This window comes from Streptomyces sp. NPDC058373, from assembly GCF_042723275.1.
GTDB lineage: Bacteria > Actinomycetota > Actinomycetes > Streptomycetales > Streptomycetaceae > Streptomyces.
This window is the reverse complement of record NZ_JBHXJE010000034.1, coordinates 44,380-62,119: the sequence shown is the minus strand read 5'-3', so window position 1 is coordinate 62,119 and position 17,740 is coordinate 44,380. Positions and strand designations below refer to the sequence as shown.

Genomic DNA, 17,740 nt, shown 5'->3' with positions numbered 1-17,740 from the left:
GGCGGGGCGGGCGACGCCCCTCATTTACCGGCGGTGGGCGGGGGAGGGGGCGTCCCGGTCGGGGCGTCCGGCGGGCGGGTCCCGGTGCGCGCGGCGGTCCGGGCCAGGTGCGCGGCGAGGACCGTACGGGCGTCGGGGGAGAGGGTGCGCAGCGCGACCATCGCCGTCACGATCACGTCGCACAGCTCCGCCCGGACGTCGTCCCAGTCGTGGCTGACCCCCTTGCGCGGGTTCTGCCCGATCGCGCCGATCACCGCCTGGGCCACCTCCCCGGTCTCCTCGGCGAGCTTCAGCATCCGCAGCAGCAGCGCCTCACCGGGCGGTTGGCGGTTGTGCTGCTCCAGCCAGGCGTACAACACCTCGACGGCGTCCCAGGGTTCGGCGGGACCGGCGACGGCGGGGGAGGGCCGGGCCGCCGGAAGGGGCGTGTCCGTGTCGTGGGCGTCCATGGCCCGACCCTGCCACGCCCCGTCCGCTCAGGCGGCCGGTTCGGGCAGCGGGACGCCCGTACCGGCGACGCGGACGCGGGGGTCGCCCGGGACCAGGGTGACCGTCAGCAGGCCGGGGCGGCCCATGTCCTCGCCCTGGTGGAGGGTGAGTTCGGCGGCGTCGGGGACGAGGCCCGCCTCGCGGGCGTAGGCGCCGAAGGCGAGGGCGGCGGCGCCGGTCGCCGGGTCCTCGACCACGCCGCCGACCGGGAAGGGGTCGCGGACGTGGAAGACCAGCGGGTCCGCGGGGTCACGCCAGACCAGCTGGAGGGTGGTCAGACCGGTGCGCCGCATCAGGTCGCGCAGGCGGGTGAAGTCGTAGTCGAGCCGGGCCAGGCGGTCCCGGGTGGCGGCGGCCAGCACCAGGTGACGGGCGCCCGCGTAGGCGACGCGGGGGGCGAGGGCCGGGTCGAGGTCGGCGCGCTCCCAGCCGAGGGCGGCCAGCGCCTCGGTGAGGTCGGCGTCGGGGTACTCCTCGGTGTGCGGGGCGACGCTGGTGAGGGTGGCGCGCAGCGCGCCGTCCCGCTCGTCGACGGTGACCGGGACCGGCCCCGCCTGGGTGTGGAAGAGGTAGTCACCGGTGCCGTGGCGCTCGCCGAGGGCGACGGCGGTGGCCACCGTGGCGTGGCCGCAGAAGGGCACCTCGGCCTGCGGGCTGAAGTACCGGGCGCGGTAGGCGCGGACGCCGTCCCCGCCCTCCTGCGCACCGGTGGGCGGCGGGGTGAGAAAGGCCGTCTCGCTGTAGCCGAGGCGGGCGGCGACGGCCAGCATCGTGGCGTCGTCCAGCCCGGCGGCGTCCAGGACCACCCCGGCGGGGTTGCCCCCGGCCGGGTCGTGGGTGAAGGCGGCGTACCGCAGGACCGCGGGCTCGGCGGTCGGGGCGGGGGTCTCGGCGAGGCTCATGGCCGTGCCAACCGGGGGCGCCCGGGGGCTATTCCCGGGCCGGGCGGGCCTCCTGAGCCGCCCGCCCGGGTCCCGCATACCGGCTCAGTGGCAGTTCTTGGTGCCCTTGTCCTTCTTCGTCCACGAGCAGGAGCCGCGGAGGGGGCCGCTGGGCTCGATCAGGCGGGCCTCGTCGCCGTCGTTGTTCCACACGTAACTCCTGCGGTTCCAGTACACGGCGCCCGAGACGTCCTTGCCGGTGCCGGTGCGGACCTTGACCGTCTTGCCGGCGCCGATCTTGTAGCTGCCGAAGGTGTGGTGGAGCCCGCCCTGGTGGGCGGCGGCCGGGCCCGCCGCGAGGAGGGGCGCGGTCCCCCGTGGATCAGCCCCGCCCGATGTACGGCATCCCGCTCGCCATCACCGTGGCGAACTGCACGTTGGCGTCGAGCGGCAGCTCCGCCATGTGGCGTACGGTCCGCGCCACGTCGGCCACGTCCATCACCGGCTCGGCGCGCACCGAACCGTCGGCCTGGAGGATCCCCGCCCGCATCCGGTCGGTCATGTCGGTGGCGGCGTTGCCGATGTCGATCTGGCCGCAGGCGATCCGGTACGGACGGCCGTCCAGCGACAGGGACTTGGTCAGCCCCGTCATCGCGTGCTTGGTCGCGGTGTACGCGATCGAGTGCGGGCGCGGGGTGTGCGCCGAGATCGAGCCGTTGTTGATGATGCGCCCGCCCCGCGGCCGCTGCTCCTTGAAGTGCCGGAAGGCCGTCTGGGCGCAGAGGAAGGCGCCGTTGAGGTTGACCTCGACCACCTCGCGCCAGGTCTCGTACGCCAGCTCCTCCACCGGGACGCCCCCGCCGCCGAAGAGCCCGGCGTTGTTGAAGAGCAGGCCCAGCGAGCCGAACCGCACCGCGGCGGAGGCGAAGAGCGCGTGCACCTCCTCCGGCCGGGTCACGTCGGTCGGCACCACCAGGGCCCGCCCGGCGGCCTCGCCCGCCAGCGCGGCGGTCTCCTCCAGCCGCGTCCCGTGCCGCCCGGCCAGCGCCACCGACCAGCCGTGGGCGAGGAGTTCGAGGGCGACGGCCCGGCCGATGCCGGAACCCCCGCCCGTCACGACGGCGGTCCGGCCCGGCTCTGCGTTCTGCTGTGCGTCAGTCATGGGCCGCAGCGTAGGGCGCCGCAGGCCCGGCGGCCGGGGCGGACGGCGCCCCGGCCCCGTCACCTCACCGGTCGCGCGCCCCACCCGGCGGCGGCGTCCAGGCCGCGCCGTCCACCGGCGGCGGGACCAGCCCGCCGAGCCCCCGCACGGTGTAGGCGCAGTCCGTGTACGTGTAGCCCGGCTCGATCCTCGTGCCCGAGGAGTGGCTGCGCACCGCGTCGGAGGTGGAGCCCCGCTTGTACAGGAAGTGGTACGTGCCCGCCGGGAGCGAGAGCCGCTGCTTCGGGTACGAGGTGCCCTTGTCCTTGCAGGCGCCCGCCTTGCCCGCCGCCGCACTGCTGTACGCCTCGCAGCCCGCGCACGCCTTCAGGGTGACGCGGCCGGTGACCGGACCGGTGTAGAGGACCTCCACGGTGCCGGGCCCGCCGTTGGAGACGACCAGCTCCATCCGGGCACCGCCCGGCGTCCCGGCCGGGGGCAGCTTCCGCCCGGCCGCCGGACGCTCCTCGGCGATCTCGGCCGCGATGGCCGCCTTGCGGGCCTTGTCGCGGTTCTTGTTGTCCTTGTAGGTGTCGGCGAAATCGGCGAACGTCTTCGCGGCCTCGGCGAACTCCCCCTCCTCGAACTCCTCGACCCCGCAGGCGTACGTCCCCTTCTCCACCCCCGAGCGGGCCTTGTCCGAGACGCCGGTCACCGACTCGGCGGGCAGCTTCTCGCTCAGCGCGTCGAGGGCGCGCAGCCGGGAGGTGTTGTCGCAGGCGGCGTCGGAGAGCGCGCCGGTCCGCTCGGAGGCCTCGGTCAGCAGCGCCGGACCGACCTGCCCGGCCTCCTTGGACTCGGGGAACTCCGCGAGGAGTTCGGTCAGGTGGTCGCCGCCCGTGCCCGCCTGGCCCTCGCCCACCAGACCCATGCCGCAGGCGTACAGCGAGTCGGCCAGCGGTCTGTCGGGCCAGGTCGCCAGCTTGCCGAGCGCCTTCTCGCCCACCGAGTCGGGCAGGCCGCGCAGGTAGGTCAGCGGCTCGACGGCCTCGCAGTGGTCGTCCTCGCGGTACGGGGCGGCCACCGACTCGTACAGCGCCTCCAGCTTGGCGGGCACCTCCTTCGCGGCGCGCCGCTCCGGGTGGTCCTCGGCCAGCCCGGCGTACCCCTCGACCGCCTTGGTGTAGTCCGCCTTCCCGGCCGCGAAACCCGCGCGCCCGGCCGCCCGTTGGGCCAGCGCGTCGGTCTTCGCCAGTCGCTCCAGCAGCATCTCCTCGACCGCCTCGTCACGGGCGCTCCCGTACGCCACCGTGCCGCCCGCCGGGACCGCCAGCAGGACCAGGCCGAGCCCCAGCACCAGCGCCGGGCGCGGCCACCCGGGCAGCGGCCTGCGCAACGCGCGGCGCGCCCCGTCGGCGGCGGCCAGCACCGCCACGGCGACCCACGCCGCGACCAGCGCGCCCGGCACCCCCTCGGGCCGTGCGGGCAGGGCGGCGAACGCCAGCCCCGCCGTCGCCGCCATGCAGACGGCGGCCAGGGGCCACCGGCGCAGCGCCAGGTAACCGAGGCCCAGCCCGCTGAGGTTGAGCACGCCGACACCGATCGCGCGGACCGCGTCCGGGTCGCCCTGAGGTTCCGGGGGGCCGGGCGGGCCCGGCGGCGGGGCGTGACCGGGCGGCGGGGGCCACGCCCTGGCAGGGGGTGGAGTGGGCGGGGGCGAGGTGGGCCGCGGCGGCAGGGGTGCGCCGCCGTAGGGCGCCGAGCGCGGGTCGGGCGCCCCGCTGCCGCCCCGCGCCGCTCGCTCGGCCGCGTCCTGCGGTTCGGGTCCGTCGTCTCTGTGCTTCTCCGGTGCCACGTGGTCCCCCCGTTCCGTCCGGCGCGGGAGCGCGCGCCGGTACGGAAACGATCGGGCTCTGCGCAGAGGGTGTCAATGTCCCGGCGCTCATGGGTGGCCTCAAGCGCCGGCCGGGCTGTCTTCGGCCGGGGCGCGGCTCGCCCGCGCCGGTCCCTGTTGGCCTCAAGCGCCGGCCGGGCTGTCTTCGGCCGTCTGTCCGTCTCGACCGTGCCGGTCCCTGACTGGCCTCAAGCGCCGGCCGGGCTGGGGTTTTGTCGGTTGCCGCTGGCTATGAGTGCGGCGGCCTTGCCGTGGGGTTCGCGGTTTGTCCGTAGGGGTGGTGTGGGCGGGGCCGCACCGGTGTACCTCCTCACAGACTGACGTGAGGAGCCCGCATTCTCTATTGGCTCCAGCCTCGTCTGTCTGTGAGGAGGTGCCCCGGTGCGGCCCCGCCCCACCCACCCACCGGAGCACCGGCGAAACCCCGTGGAGCGGGGCCGGCACTCAAGACCACCGTCAACCGAGGAAACCCCAGCCCGGCCGGCGTTTGAGGCCATCTGTGACCGGCACGGTCAAGACGGCGCCGCACCCGAACCCCAGCCCGGCCGGCGATTGAGGCCGTCTTTGACGGGGACGGTCGAGCGCCGCTCAGCCACAAAACAGCCCGGCCGGCGATTGAGGCCGTCTTTGACGGGCACGGTCGGGCGGCGCTCAGCTAAAAGAGCAGCCCGGCCGGCGCTTGCGTCCCTCGCCAGCTCGTCGCGGATCAGCGACAGCACCACCACCGGGTCGGCCCCCCCGCTCGGGGACACGCAGTGCCCGCCGGCTCAGCCGCGTGCTGTACACGTCCTGGGTGGCGTCGTCCGTGCCCGCGGCACCGTCCCCCGGCGGCCGACCGGCACACCTGATGCAGCGCCACGGTGCTCCTCCTCGGGGACGGGGCGGCCGGGCGCGCGCCCCACGCCGCTCGAACGTAGGCCGCGCGGCGCCGGGCCGCACCAGCAGCGGGCAACCGGAGGACGGGGGGGTACGGCCCCGGTCCGTACGGGCGGTCGGCGGCGGGCCTACTCGCCCGGGTACCGCACGCCGACCACCGCGCGGGCCGCGTCCACCGTCCGCAGCACCCCCAGCGTCGCCCCCAGCGGCACCAGCGGTGACTCGCGCTCACCGGCCCGCAGGCAGCGCATCACCTCAGCCGCCTGCGGGGCCCAGGTGTCGTCCAGGCCGCCCGCGCTGCGGAAGACCTCCGGCTCCCGGCCCGTGCGGTGCAGCACGAAACGGTCCGGGCGGAAGAAGCTTCCCGGCACCTCGATCCATCCGCCGGTCCCCGCCACGGACGCGGCCCGCGGGGTGTCCGCCGTCAGTGAGCAGTGCAGCAGCCCCTGCGCCCCGCCCGCCCACTCCAGCAGCATCGCGGTGTGGGTGTCGACGCCCTCGGCGGAGAGCGTGGCGCGCGCCGTCACCCGCTCCGGCTCGCCCAGCAGCGACTGGGCGAAGGCCACCGGGTAGACGCCCACGTCCAGCAGGGCGCCGCCGCCGCGCGCCGGGTCGAGCAGCCGGTGGCCGGGCGGGAACGGGCCGGGCAGTCCGAAGTCGGCGGTGACCGTGCGCACTTCGCCGACGGCCCCGTCCGCGACCAGCGCCGCCAGCCGCCGGATCAGCGGGTTGCACCACATCCACATGCCCTCCATCAGGAAGACGTCCCGCTCCCGGGCGAGCCCCACCAGCTCCCCGGCCTGCCGGGCACCGAGCGCCAGCGGCTTCTCGCAGAGCACCGCCCGGCCCGCCTCCAGGCACATCCCGGCCGCCCGGCGGTGCTCGCTGTGCGGTGCCGCCACGTAGACCACGTCCACCTCGGCGTCGGCCGCGAACTCCGCCCAGCTGCCGTGCGCCCGGGGTATCCCGAAGCGGTCCGCGAAGGCCCGGGCCGACCGCGCGGTGCGCGAGCCGACCGCGACCACCTCGGCGTCCGGCAGCCGCCGCAGGTCCTCGGTGAACGCCGCCGCCATCGCCCCGGTCGCCAGCACCCCCCACCGCACCGGCGCCTCGGCCCCGCCGCTCTCCACCGTCTCCGCCATGCCCCACCCCTTGCCTCGGCGCGGCGCCCGTGCGGCGCCGCCTCGTCGTGTGTCGGCGTACAGATCCGGACAGCGTCGTCCGGGTCCGTACCGACCGCCGGCCAGGCCCGGCCGAAAAGGTCTCGACCATCCTCACCGAGCTGAGAGCATAAGGAGCCCGAACGACCGAACGACCGCGCCCGCGTGCCCGAACAAGCCCCGCGGGCCCCAGTACAGGAGAGGCAGCATGCCGGACGGCGGCCCGACCACCCACGGGGAGCAGCACCCCCCGACGGCCCCCACGCGGACGAGTTCCGGGGAGACCCCACCGCCCCGCGGACCGGCCGCCTCCGCCTCGGTCCGGTCCACCCCAGCGCTGCGCCGCACCGGCTTCCTGGTGACCCTGGTCCTCGGCGGCCTCACCGCCGTGCCGCCGCTCTCCATGGACATGTACCTCCCGGCGCTGCCCGCGGTCACCACCAGCTACGGCGCCTCCGCCGCCACCGTGCAGCTCACCCTCACCGCCTGCCTCGCCGGCATGGCACTGGGCCAGCTCGTGGTCGGACCGATGAGCGACAAGTGGGGCCGCCGCCGCCCGCTCCTGGCCGGTCTCGTCCTCTACGTCCTCGCCACCGCCCTGTGCGTCGTCGCCCCCGACGCGGCGCTGCTGGTCACCTTCCGGCTGGTCCAGGGGCTCGCCGGGGCGGCCGGCATCGTCATCGCCCGCGCCGTCGTCCGCGACCTGTACGACGGCCTCGCCATGGCCCGGTTCTTCTCCACCCTGATGCTGATCTCGGGCGCCGCCCCCATCGTCGCCCCGCTGATCGGCGGCCAGTTGCTGCGGTTCACCGACTGGCGCGGCGTCTTCGGCGTCCTCACCCTGATCGGCCTCGGCCTGTTCCTCCTCGTCCACCGCGTGCTGCCCGAGACCCTCGCCCCCGAGGACCGGCACTCCGGCGGCTTCCGCGCCACCCTCACCACCATGCGCGGCCTGCTCGCCGACCGCCCCTTCACCGGCCACCTGCTCACCGCCGGCTTCGCCTCGGCAGCGCTCTTCGCGTACATCAGCGCCTCCCCGTTCGTGGTCCAGGAGATCTACGGCGCCTCCCCGCAGACCTTCAGCCTGCTCTTCGGCCTCAACTCGGTCGGGCTGGTCGGCGCCGGGCAGCTCAACGGCAAGGTCCTCGTCGGCCGCGTCAGCCTCGACAAGGTCCTCGCCACCGGCCTGACCCTGATGACCGCCGCCGCCCTCGCCCTGCTCCTGATGACCCTCGGCGTCTTCGGCGAGGTCGGACTGGTGCCCGTCGCCGCCGGACTCTTCGTGCTGGTCTCCGCGCTCGGCCTGGTCACCCCCAACACGACCACCCTCGCCCTGATGCGCACCCGGAACGCGGCGGGCTCCGCCTCCGCCCTCCTCGGCACCTCGTCCTTCCTGGTCGGCGCCGTCGCCTCCCCGCTGGTCGGCGTCGCCGGGGAACACACCGCCGTGCCGATGGCGGTCCTCCAGCTCACCTGCGCCCTCCTCGCCGCCGCCTGCTGGGCCGCCCTCGCCAGGCCCCGCCGCACCCAGCCCCCGGCCGGTGCGCCGCACACGGGAGGAGCGGACAGCTGAGCGCCCCCCGCCTGCGCCCCGGCACCCCCGAGAGAGCCGGGCTCGACCCCCGCGAGCTGCGCACACTCGTCCGGGGCGTCCGCCGCCTGCCGCAGGGCCGCCGGCCCTGGTGCGCCGGGGCGGTCGTCGTCGCCGGGCGCGGCCCCTACGTCGCGGTCGAGGAGGCCACCGGCTGGGCCGTGCGGTACGAGGGGTGGGACACCGAGGCCGACGCGCCGCGCGAACTCCCCGAGGAGCGGCGGGTGGCCGTCACCCTCGACACCCCCTTCGACCTCGCCTCCCTCACCAAGCTCTTCACCACCGTCGCCGCCGTCCAGCAGATGGAGCGCGGCACCCTCGGCATCGACGCCCGCGTCGCCGCGTACGTCCCCGAGCTGGCCGCCGCCGGCGACGCCCGGCTCACCGTCCGCCACCTGCTCACCCACACCTCGGGCCTGCGCCCCGAACTGCCGCTGTACGCGCTGCCGGACCACGCCGCCCGCCTCGACGCGCTCCGCCACGAGAAGCCGCTCGTGGCGCCCGGCGGCCCGCCCCGCTATTCCGACCTCAACCTGCTCCTCGTCCAGCTCGTGCTGGAACGCCTCACCGGACGCGGTCTGGACCGCCTGATCCACGACGGCATCACCCGGCCGCTGGGCATGACCGCCACCTCCTTCGGCCCGCGCCCCGAGGCCGCCGCCACCGAGGACCAGCGGCTGCCCTGGGCCAAGTGCGACCGGGGCATGGTGCGCGGCACCGTCCACGACGAGAACGCCTGGGCGCTCGGCGGCGTCGCCGGGCACGCCGGGCTCTTCGCCACCGGGGGCGATCTCGCCGTCTTCGCCCGCACCCTGCTCGGTGGCGGCGCCTACGGCCAGGCACGCATCCTCGGCCCCGACTACGTCGACCTGATGCTCCGCCTCGGCCTCGGCTTCGGCATCGACCAGCGCTGGTTCATGGGCGGCCTCGCGGGAAACGGCGCCGCCGGGCACACCGGGTTCACCGGCACCTCCCTGGTCCTCGACCGGGCCACCGACACCTTCCTCGTCCTGCTCGCCAACACCGTCCACCCCCGCCGCCGCCCCGCCGACTCCGCCCCCCGCGCGGCCGCCGCCACCCTGCTGGCCCGCGCCGCCCGCACCCCGGGGCCCGGCGTCTAGGTGGTGTCCGGAAAGTCCCGCCCGCCTCGTAGACTTCCCCGGTGCACGCCCCACTCTCCCCCCAGGCCCCCGCCGAGGCGCTCCGCGCCACCCTCGCGGAACTCGTCGACGGGCTCCCGCCCCGGCAGGCCGCCCAGGCCACCGCGCGGCTCATCGCCAACTACCGGGGCGCCACCCCCACCGACGTCCCCGTCCTGCGCGACCGCTCCGACGTGGTCGCCTACGCCGCGTACCGGATGCCCGCCACCTTCGAGGCCGACCGGCACGCCCTCGGCGCCCTCGCCGGCGCCGCCCCCGGCTGGACGCCCACCAGCCACACCGACATCGGCGGCGGCACCGGCGCCGCCGTCTGGGCCGCCGCCGACATCTGGCCCGACGTCTCCGACGACTCCGGTGAGCAGGACGGGCCCGGTGCACCGGGCGCCCGGCACGTCACCGTCCTCGACTGGGCCGAACCGGCCCTCGCCCTCGGCCGCGAACTGACCGCCCGCGCCCCCTCGGCCGCGCTGCGCGGCGCGCGGTGGCGCCGGGCGCGGATCGACGCGGCGCTCGACGTCCCGCCGTCCGGCCTGGTCACCGTCTCCTACGTACTCGGCGAGCTGACCGCCGCCGACCGCACCGCCGTCGTGGACGCCGCCGCGGGCGCCGCCGAGGCGGTCGTCGTCGTCGAACCCGGCACCCCCGACGGCTACCGCCGCGTCATCGACGCCCGGGACCGCCTGATCGCCGCCGGGTTCCACGTCGCCGCGCCCTGCCCGCACAGCGCCGCCTGCCCCATCGAGGAGGGCACCGACTGGTGCCACTTCGCCGCCCGGGTCAGCCGCTCCTCCCTCCACCGCCAGGTCAAGGGCGCCTCCCTGGCCTGGGAGGACGAGAAGTTCAGCTACGTCGCCGCCACCCGTTTCCGCCCCGGGCCGGCCGCCGCCCGGGTCGTCCGCCGGCCGCAGACCCGCAAGGGCCAGGTCCTCCTCGACCTCTGCCGCGACACCGGGGAACTGCGCCGGGAGACCGTCACCAAGCGGCAGGGCCCGCTCTACCGGGCGGCCCGCGACACCGCGTGGGGCGATGCGTGGCCGCCCCGCGAGGACCCCGCCGACTGACGCGGGCGGGGTCCCTGGGGCGGGTCAGCCCCGCAGCTCCTGGGTGCAGCACTTCACGCTGCCGCCGCCTTTGAGCAGCTCGCTCAGGTCCATGCCGACCGGCTCGAACCCGCGCTCCCGCAGCGGCCCGAAGAGCCCCTGTGCCGCCTGCGGCAGGAAGACCCGCGCCCCGTCGGAGACCGCGTTGAGCCCGAGGACGGCGGCGTCCGCCTCCGAGGCGGTCAGCGCGTCGGGGAAGAGCTGCCGCAGCACTGCCCGGCTGCCCGGCGAGAAGGCCTGCGGGTAGTACATGATCTCGTCGGTCCGGTCGTCCAGGACGGCCAGCGCGGTGTCCAGGTGGTAGTAGCGCGGGTCGACCAGGTCGAGCCCGATCACCGGCCGCCCCAGCACCTCCTGGGCCTGGGCGTGCGCCAGGGGACTGGTGCGGAAGCCGCGCCCGGCCAGCAGCCAGGACCGGGTGACGGCGAAGTCCCCCTCGCCCTCGTTGACGTGGAGCGGCTCCACCGGCTCGCCGAAGCCGTGGCCGCGGAACCAGGCGGCGTGCGCCTCCGCCTCCGCCTCCCGTTCCGGATGGGCGAAGCGGGCGCCGAGCACCCGGCCGTCCACCACGGTCGCGCCGTTGGCGGCGAAGACCATGTCGGGCAGGGCGGGGTGCGGCTCCAGCTCCTCCACGGTGTGGCCGCAGGCGCGGTAGCGGTCGCACAGGTCCTCCCACTGGGCCACGGCCAGCGGGACGTCGACCGGCTTGCCCGGGTTCATCCAGGGGTTGATCGCGTAGGCGACGGTGAAGTACTCCGGTCGGCACATCAGGTAGCGGCGGGCCGCGGCATGACGAGGCAAGGGGACTCCGGCCTCGGGGAACATCGGTACAGCGGTTATCGGTGAGAACGATCATGGCCGTCTAGCACAGTGATCCACTTCGCCGCTGGGGTTCGATGAAACGCCTCCGGGCCCGGTCCGGGGCTGGCTACGGTCCGGCTCGTGCCGGTGGAATTTCTGAGCGATGAGCAGGCCGAGGCGTACGGGACGTTCGCCGAGGAGCCGACGAGGCCCGAGCTGGAGCGGTTCTTCTTCCTGGACGACGTGGACCGGGACCTGATCGCCCTGCGGCGGACGGAGCATCATCGGCTCGGGTTCGCGCTCCAGATGTGCACGGTTCGGTATGTCGGGCTGTTCCTGGAGGACCCGCTTGCGGTGCCGTGGCCGGTGGTCGAGCACCTGGCCGTGCAGCTCGGCATCGAGGACCCGTCGGTGGTCAAGCGGTACACGGAGCGACGTCAGACGCTGTACGACCACGCGTGGGAGATCCGGGACGCCTACGCCTACCACCCCTACGAGGACGCCGAGTGGGGCCGGCGGTTCCGTACGTTCCTGCACGGGCGGGCGTGGACGCACGCCGAGGGCCCGAAGGCGCTGTTCGACCACGCGGTGGGCTGGCTGCGCCGTCACCGGGTCCTGCTGCCCGGGGTGTCCGTGCTGGCCCGGCAGGTGGCGGAGGCGCGGACGGTCGCGGAGAAGCGGCTGCACGCCACCGTCGCGGGCGCCGCCCGCCGCGCGGACCCGGCGCTGCCCGGGGATCTGGTGGCGACGCTGAAGACGCCGGAGGGCTCGCGGTTCTCGGAGCTGGAGCGGCTGCGCCGGCCGCCGACGCGGACGACGGGTACGGCGTTCGCCCGGGCGCTGGAGCGGGTGGACGAGATCGGCGCGTACCGGCTCGGGCGGCTGAGGCTGTCGCAGATCCCGCCGAACCGGATGGCGGCGCTGGCCCGGTACGCGCTGGGGTCGAAGGCGCCGCTGCTGGAGCGGGCGGCGGAACCGAAGCGCACGGCAATGCTCACCGCGGTGATGCGGCACCTGGAGGCGAAGGCGATCGATGAGGCCCTGGACCTGTTCCAGGTCCTGATGGCCACCCGGCTGCTGAACACGGCGAAGCGCAAGACGGAGAAGGAGCGGCTGTCGACGCTGCCACAGCTGGAGAAGGCGTCGCGGGTGCTCGCGCGGGCGGCGAAGGTGCTGTTCGAGGAGCTGGAGCTGGTTGAGGAGCAGGAGGCGGACCTGGACGTGGCCGCGCTGTGGGCGGCGGTGGAGGAGGTCGCCCCGCGCGCCGCCGTGATGACCGCGGCGGCCACAGTGGTCTCGCTGGTGCCCGAGGACGAGAACTCGGCCGAGGTCGCCATGCGGGCCGCGCTCGCGAACCGGTACGCCACGGTGCGTCCGTTCCTCGCGTTGCTGGGTGAGTCGAAGGCGCTGGACGCGGCGAGCGCGGGCAAGCGGGTCCTGGCCGGGGTGCGCGGCCTTCCGGCGCTGGCCCGGCGGAAGGTGGGGGTCAAGCCGCTGCTGCCGCGCGAGGTGGACGACAAGCTGGTGCCGCCGGCGTGGCGCAAGGCGGTGTACGCCAACCCCGATCTGCCGCAGGGTGCGGTGGACCGGGACGCGTACGTGGTGTGCGTGCTGGAGCAGCTGCACCGGGCCCTGAACAACCGCGACGTGTTCGCCGCACCGTCGCACCGCTGGTCCAACCCGCGGGCCCGCCTGCTGGACGGGGCCGACTGGGACGCGGTTGAGGAGGACGTCCTGGCGGCCCTGAGCCTGGACATGCCCGTCCAGGAGCACCTGGCGGAGCTGGTGCGGGGCCTGGACGCCGGATGGAAGCAGCTCGCCGAACGTCTGGAGGAGGCGGGGCCGACGGCGAAGGTCTCCATCGAGGTGCAGGACGACGGGCGGGTGAAGCTGAACGTCGACAAGCTCGGCGCGCTTGGCGAACCGAAGTCCCTGACCTGGCTGCGCAAGCGGGTCGAGAAGATGCTCCCGAAGATCGACCTGCCGGACCTGCTGTTCGAGGTGAACGCCTGGACCGGCTTCCTCGACGCCTTCGTACACCTCGGCGACGGCACCACCCGGATGAAGGTCCTGCCCACCTCGGTGGTCGCGCTGCTGGTGTCCGAGGCGTGCAACATCGGCCTGGCCCCGGTGGTCAACCCCGGGTACGAGGCCCTGACCCGGGCCCGGCTCGTGCACGTCGACCAGTACTACCTGCGCGCCGACACCATCGCCGCGGCGAACGCGCGGCTCATCGCCGCCCAGGCCGGCATCCCGATCGTGCGCCACTGGGGCGACGGGCTGCTCGCCTCCGTGGATGGGCTGCGCTTCCAGGTGCCGGTGCGCACCATCAACGCCGCCCCGTCGCCGAAGTACTTCGGGTTCAAGCGTGGCATCACCTGGCTCAACGCGGTCAACGACCAGGTCGCGGGCATCGGGCAGATGGTCGTGCCCGGCACCCCGCGCGACTCCCTGCACATCCTGGACGCGCTGCTGAACCTGGACGGCGGGGTGAAGCCGGAGATGGTGGCAACCGACAACGCTTCGTACTCCGACATGGTGTTCGGCCTGTTCAAGATCCTCGGCTACAACTTCAGCCCGCGGTTCCGCGACCTGGACGACCAGCGGTTCTGGCGGGCCACGATGCCCGGCGTCCAGACCGGCACGTACGGCGCGGTGGAGGACCTGGCCCGCAACCGCGTGAATCTAAACAAGGTGATCACGCACTGGCCGGACATGCTGAAGGTCGCCGGTTCCCTGGCCACCAACCAGGTCCGCGCCTACGACCTGCTGCGGATGTTCGGCCGCGACGGGCGCCCGACGCCGCTCGGGGCGGCGTTCGCGGAGTACGGGCGAATCGCGAAGACCGAGCACCTGTTGCGGGTGGTCGACCCGGTGGACGACACCTACCGCCGGCAGATGAACCGGCAGCTCACCGTGCAGGAGTCCCGCCACAAGCTGGCCCGGGACGTGTGCCACGGCAAGCGCGGCACCATCCACCAGGCGTACCGCGACGGGATGGAGGACCAGCTTGGAGCGCTCGGCCTGGTCCTCAACGCCATCGTGCTCTGGACCACGAAGTACATCGACGCCGCCGTCGCCCAGCTCCGCGCCGAGGGCAACGAGATCCGGGAAGAGGACATCGCCCGGCTCTCCCCGCTCAAGCACCGCAACCTGAACCTGCTCGGCCGCTACAGCTTCACTGCCAGCGTTCCTGCCGCCGGTGCCCTGCGTCCGCTGCGTGATCCGGAGGCGCCCGAGCTGGATGAGGACGAAGAGGGCGATGAGTGAGCGCCAGGGGGCTGCTCGACGGTTACGCAGTGCCCTCGATTTCGGCCCGCACCCGGGCGGCGGGCGTCACTTCTCGTCAGTGCCGGGTTCCGCGTTGATGGATGCCTGGTAGATATCGGCGTAGGTAGGGGAGTCCTTGACCAGGTCGTCGCAGAACGCGGCGACGTCGGTGCCGATGAGTTCCACAACTCCCTTGCCTCCGGCGACGCCCTCCTCGAAGAAGTCGACGATCCCGGGGAGCAGGGGCCCGTCAGGCAGGCTGATCGGTCCGACCTTGAACAGGTACTTCTGCATCTCCTTGTAGACGATCTGGTAGTCCGGCGGGAGTGCCTTGACCCGAGCCACGTGCGCCCGCCACTGTTTCTTGCCTTCGATGATGTCCTGAATGCTCACGTCAGCCTCCCAGCCGGCTCAATTTCCTCGCGACGTTCCTGTTCAACTGCTCGCGCCACCGGTCGCGATAAGTCCGGGCCCCTGCTCCGCCGGCCAGCGCGGTGCAGAAGCCTTGGATGTCCTCGCCGAGCACCTCGTGGACGCTCTGGCCGTCCGCCGCTGCTACTTCGAGCAGCCCCAGGGCGGAGTCGAGGATCGGCATCAGGTTGCGACCGGTGAAGTCCCCGTAGGGGAAAAGGTGGGCGATGATCTGCCCCCACGCCGCCCGGTAGTCGTCCGGCAGGACATCGACCCGGGCCTCGAACGCCTTCCATTCCCTGGTGAGATCGCTGCCTGTGACCTTCTCCCAGAAGTTCATCTCCCGCCCTCCTTGAGCCTGTCGATGCGTGATGAGAGGTACTGCCACTTCGCCCAGAACTTCGCGAGTTCCTCGCGTCCGGCGTCGTTGAGCGCGTAGAACTTGCGCGGCGGACCGACCCCGGATGGCCGTTTCATCACCTGGACGAGCCCGTTCCTCTCCAGCCGCAGCAAGATGGTGTACACCGTCCCCTCGATGACGTCGGTGAAGCCGAGCTCGTTCAGCTGACGGGTGATGGCGTACCCGTAGGTTTCCTCGCTGCCGATGATTTCGAGCACGCACCCTTCGAGCGTGCCCTTCAACATCTCCGTCAGGTCGTCCATCGCGGGTGCTCCTCAGCCTGTCAGTACTACGTGCTACCGAGTACCGCTATACGGTATCACCGAGTAGCGGAGGGCGGCAGTATCGATCGAGGAGCGGGGCATTGCGGAGCCGGTCCGATGAGTGGCCGCCGCTGTGGAGCCCGGGGCCTCGCCGACCGGTCCTGGATTTGCGTCTACCGGATCCCCAGGTTCCTTGTCGGCCAGCTTGTGCCTGTCGTCAAACGATCGTTTGACGACAGGCGGCTGACGCGTCCAATGAACCCGGGAAGTCCGGGGGTTCGCGGCGGCGCGAATCCAATCAGATCCGATGGCGATTGCTGACAGGGTTTGACGACAGATAGGGTCCGATCCTCCGTACGGAAGGGGCCCCTCGGTGGCGAACCTGGTCTACAAGCGGGTCTCGACCGACCAGCAGTCCACCGCCCGCCAGGACCTCGTCCTCGTCGAGGCCGGGATCGAGGACCCGATCGTCTTCGAGGAGGACCCGGGCACCTCCAGCCGCCTCCACCCGCTCCAGCGCCCGAAGTTCCGCGAACTGCTCACCTACGCGCGACCGGGCGACACCGTGCACATCTCCGAGATGTTCCGCCTCGTGCGCGGCAACCAGCACATCCTCGACGTCCTCGAAGTCCTGCACCGCGACCAGCTCGCCCTGCGCATCCACGACGGCGCGTTCTCCGCCATGGACCTCACCGCCCGCCACCCCCGCACCGGCGAGCTGCTGTCCACCGTGAAGTTCATGGTGCAGACCCTCGCCGCCGCAGGCGAACTCCAACGCGACCTCCAGCGCGAGCTGACCTACGACGGGCTGCGCGCCGCCGAGGCCAAGGGCGCGAAGGGCGGGCGCCGCCCCGCCGTGGCGGCCGCCCAGACCGCCGATGTACGCACCGCGTACCTGGAAGGCCGCTCCATCGCGGCCCTCGCCCGTGACCACGGTGTCAGTCGCGGCGCCATCCGTACCGCCGTCGCCGACCTCCTGCCCGACCACACCGACAGCGAGGAGGGCCCTCCCGTCCTGGAGCTGCCGGTCACCCTCGACATGCCCGGCAAGGTCGCCGACTACCTCCGCACCACCGAACTGGAGCCCGCCGAGCGCGCCGCGCTCGACCAGGGGGTGACCGTACGGCGCGGCCAGGGCTACACCCTGCGCGTCAGCGCCGTCCCCGCCGTGCACCGCCAGCTTCTCGCCCGCTGCCAGCCGCTCGGCGGCGGCCAGGGTCTTCCCGCAGTGCCAGCCCAGCGCAAGGCCCGCCGGGAGTACGAGAACAGGGTCAGCGCACTCGCGCCCTGACCATGATCGTTCTCACCGATAACCGCTGTACCGATGTTCCCCGAGGTCGGACTCCTCTCCTCACGGGCGAAGGGCCCGCCCGGTCGGCGGCCCCTGCCGCTCATGCTCCGCCCGGAACATCCCCTCCGGTACCCAACGCGCCGAAATCCCCCCTTCTCCCTGTCGGCTCGACGCGGCTCCACGTGGCTTCGCGCGCCTTGCTGTGGCTTCGTGCCGACGGTCGCGAGACGGTACGTTGCGGTTCGCGCCCGCTGCTACATTGGCGGGTATGTCTGAGAAGGCCGCCCCCACCACGACCCCCGACCCCAGCCGCCGCAGCGACCGTTCCCGCCGCGCGATCTACGAGTCGGCCCTCGCCCTCGTCTCCGAGTCCGGGTACGCCAAGCTCACCATCGAGGCCATCGCCGCCCGCGCGGGCGTCGGCAAGCAGACCATCTACCGCTGGTGGCCCTCGAAGGGCGACGTCGTCCTCGAAGCCTTCCTCGATCTGGCCCAGCGCTCCGCCGTCGTCCCCGAGGGCACCCCCGACGCCCCCGCCTTCCCCGACACCGGCGACCTCGCCGCCGACCTGAAGCTGGTCCTGCGGGCCACCGTCGACGAGCTGAACGAGCCGTCGTACGCCGACCCGGCCCGCGCGCTCGCCGCCGAGGGCATCCTCAACCCGCAGCTCGGCGCCCGCTTCCTGGAACACGCGCTCGCCCCCGGCCTGCGGCTCTACGGGACCCGGCTGACCGCCGCCCGGGAGCGCGGCGAGATCGTCCCGGACGCCGATGTGCCGATCGCCACGGACCTCCTGGTGGCCCCGCTCACCTACCGCTGGCTGATGGGCACCGGCCCGCTCGACCACGCCTACGCCGACGCCCTCGTCGACCACGTCCTCGGCGGCCTCGCGATGCGCTGACCGCGCGCCTCCCCGGCGCCAATCTGCGCCGTCGTGCGCCCCCCGCGCCTCCGTTCCCGGTACCCCCCGGGCGTCCCACCGGCCTCCCCGGGCCGGGGAGAGTGGCACCAT

At 73.8% G+C, this 17,740-nt stretch carries 15 protein-coding genes and 1 pseudogene; 6 read left to right on the top strand and 10 right to left on the bottom strand.

From position 1 onward, the window contains the following. Positions 1-20: 20 nt before the first annotated feature. From ACFWMZ_RS19770 to ACFWMZ_RS19745, 6 genes and pseudogenes are all read right to left on the bottom strand, one after another. Positions 21-449, bottom strand: a complete 429-nt coding sequence (locus ACFWMZ_RS19770; protein ID WP_383181022.1) for a MazG-like family protein — start codon at positions 447-449, stop codon at positions 21-23. Positions 450-476: 27 nt separating this feature from the next. Further along, complete coding sequence (locus ACFWMZ_RS19765; RefSeq protein ID WP_383203104.1) at positions 477-1,391, bottom strand: PhzF family phenazine biosynthesis protein; 915 nt, start codon at positions 1,389-1,391, stop codon at positions 477-479. A gap of 84 nt (positions 1,392-1,475) precedes the next feature. Beyond that, positions 1,476-1,697: pseudogene (locus ACFWMZ_RS19760) on the bottom strand (lamin tail domain-containing protein); the annotation flags it as partial. A 55-nt stretch (positions 1,698-1,752) separates the two neighbouring features. Further along, the gene (locus ACFWMZ_RS19755) at positions 1,753-2,532 is read right to left on the bottom strand and encodes an SDR family oxidoreductase (RefSeq protein ID WP_383181015.1); all 780 of its coding nucleotides are present in this window, start codon (positions 2,530-2,532) and stop codon (positions 1,753-1,755) included. Positions 2,533-2,596: 64 nt separating this feature from the next. Beyond that, positions 2,597-4,102 carry a hypothetical protein gene (locus tag ACFWMZ_RS19750; protein WP_383203101.1) on the bottom strand — a complete coding sequence of 502 codons (1,506 nt, stop codon included), beginning with the start codon at positions 4,100-4,102 and terminating at the stop codon, positions 2,597-2,599. A gap of 1,307 nt (positions 4,103-5,409) precedes the next feature. Beyond that, positions 5,410-6,423, bottom strand: coding sequence for a Gfo/Idh/MocA family protein (locus ACFWMZ_RS19745; protein WP_383203099.1), 1,014 nt, complete (start codon positions 6,421-6,423; stop codon positions 5,410-5,412). Positions 6,424-6,649: 226 nt separating this feature from the next. Here ACFWMZ_RS19745 and ACFWMZ_RS19740 point away from each other — a divergent pair, with 226 nt between their 5' ends. From ACFWMZ_RS19740 to ACFWMZ_RS19730, 3 genes are read left to right on the top strand one after another with little or no spacing between them, the layout of a single operon-like run. Next, the gene (locus ACFWMZ_RS19740) at positions 6,650-8,014 is read left to right on the top strand and encodes a multidrug effflux MFS transporter (RefSeq protein WP_383181003.1); all 1,365 of its coding nucleotides are present in this window, start codon (positions 6,650-6,652) and stop codon (positions 8,012-8,014) included. Beyond that, positions 8,011-9,153 (top strand): serine hydrolase domain-containing protein, encoded by a 1,143-nt coding sequence (locus tag ACFWMZ_RS19735; protein WP_383203118.1) that lies wholly within the window; start codon positions 8,011-8,013, stop codon positions 9,151-9,153. Before ACFWMZ_RS19740 ends, ACFWMZ_RS19735 begins: the two co-directional genes overlap by 4 nt. Positions 9,154-9,194: 41 nt before the next feature. Beyond that, positions 9,195-10,253 carry a small ribosomal subunit Rsm22 family protein gene (locus ACFWMZ_RS19730; protein WP_383181000.1) on the top strand — a complete coding sequence of 353 codons (1,059 nt, stop codon included), beginning with the start codon at positions 9,195-9,197 and terminating at the stop codon, positions 10,251-10,253. A 24-nt stretch (positions 10,254-10,277) separates the two neighbouring features. Here ACFWMZ_RS19730 and ddaH read toward each other — a convergent pair whose 3' ends face one another. After that, on the bottom strand, positions 10,278-11,093 hold the full coding sequence (ddaH, locus tag ACFWMZ_RS19725) for a dimethylargininase (RefSeq protein WP_383203096.1): 816 nt from the start codon (positions 11,091-11,093) through the stop codon (positions 10,278-10,280). A gap of 141 nt (positions 11,094-11,234) precedes the next feature. Between ddaH and ACFWMZ_RS19720 the strand changes: the two genes are divergently transcribed. Further along, positions 11,235-14,363, top strand: coding sequence for a Tn3 family transposase (locus ACFWMZ_RS19720; protein WP_383203093.1), 3,129 nt, complete (start codon positions 11,235-11,237; stop codon positions 14,361-14,363). Positions 14,364-14,429: 66 nt separating this feature from the next. On the opposite strand, the gene ACFWMZ_RS19715 is transcribed toward ACFWMZ_RS19720, so the two are convergent. Genes ACFWMZ_RS19715 through ACFWMZ_RS19705 form a run of 3 tightly spaced genes read right to left on the bottom strand, consistent with a single transcriptional unit; the run spans position 14,430 to position 15,437 of the window. Further along, positions 14,430-14,756, bottom strand: a complete 327-nt coding sequence (locus ACFWMZ_RS19715; RefSeq protein ID WP_043230017.1) for a DUF1048 domain-containing protein — start codon at positions 14,754-14,756, stop codon at positions 14,430-14,432. Between the two features lies 1 nt (position 14,757). After that, positions 14,758-15,114, bottom strand: coding sequence for a DUF1048 domain-containing protein (locus ACFWMZ_RS19710; RefSeq protein ID WP_053711997.1), 357 nt, complete (start codon positions 15,112-15,114; stop codon positions 14,758-14,760). Then, positions 15,111-15,437, bottom strand: coding sequence for a PadR family transcriptional regulator (locus ACFWMZ_RS19705; protein WP_383180987.1), 327 nt, complete (start codon positions 15,435-15,437; stop codon positions 15,111-15,113). Before ACFWMZ_RS19705 ends, ACFWMZ_RS19710 begins: the two co-directional genes overlap by 4 nt. Positions 15,438-15,810: 373 nt before the next feature. Between ACFWMZ_RS19705 and ACFWMZ_RS19700 the strand changes: the two genes are divergently transcribed. Continuing rightward, on the top strand, positions 15,811-16,728 hold the full coding sequence (locus tag ACFWMZ_RS19700; RefSeq protein WP_383203089.1) for a recombinase family protein: 918 nt from the start codon (positions 15,811-15,813) through the stop codon (positions 16,726-16,728). Between the two features lie 268 nt (positions 16,729-16,996). Beyond that, the gene (locus ACFWMZ_RS19695) at positions 16,997-17,629 is read left to right on the top strand and encodes a TetR/AcrR family transcriptional regulator (protein ID WP_383180981.1); all 633 of its coding nucleotides are present in this window, start codon (positions 16,997-16,999) and stop codon (positions 17,627-17,629) included. Positions 17,630-17,740: the final 111 nt, after the last annotated feature.